A 514-nucleotide genomic window follows, 5' to 3' on the forward strand; every position below is an offset into this window, starting at 1 on the left:
GCCGTTATAGAGACCCTGATTGGCGGCGAGCACTTTGGAGGCGCCGGCGAATTCTGGCGTCAGGCGGAATGTCTTGTGCCCGCGCGGCGTGTCCCAAAGCACCATCTCGAGATAGACGATGTAGACATGGATCAAGGCCACCAGCCCAACCAGGATGTTGCCGATCATTCTGCTCCCCTTCATCCGTCGCCGACAGCATTTCATGCCGAACCTCGCTTGCGCAAGCTGCATCTGCCGGATGGTATCCGAGGGTTGCCAATGCTTTTGCGTTGGTGTCTTTTCGCCCGTCCTCAACCACGGAAGCCGCCATGTCCTTTCACAAACTCGACGATCTCGGCCACAAGCTCGAAGCGCTTGAGCATGCGCTGGCCATCCTCGGCGCCGATGAGGCGACCCACATGGCCGTCGGTGGTGGCGAGAAGCGCGCCGAGGCGATGGCAGCCCTTGCCGGCATGTATCACACCAGGGCGACCGCGCCGGAAATATCGGACTGGATCGCCGCGGCCGAAGGCGA

Annotated in this window: 1 protein-coding gene and 1 pseudogene; one reads left to right on the top strand and one right to left on the bottom strand. The window is 61.7% G+C overall.

The window, feature by feature from the left end; genetic code table 11:
* Window positions 1-168 (bottom strand): DUF1304 domain-containing protein (locus X744_RS1000000173310; RefSeq protein ID WP_023763253.1); only part of this gene is annotated, 168 nt, incomplete at its 3' end.
* A 140-nt stretch (window positions 169-308) separates the two neighbouring features.
* On the opposite strand from X744_RS1000000173310, the pseudogene X744_RS0139290 reads away from it, so the two are divergent.
* Window positions 309-514: pseudogene (locus X744_RS0139290) on the top strand (carboxypeptidase M32); the annotation flags it as partial.

This window comes from Mesorhizobium sp. LNHC252B00 (genome assembly GCF_000502955.1).
GTDB lineage: Bacteria > Pseudomonadota > Alphaproteobacteria > Rhizobiales > Rhizobiaceae > Mesorhizobium.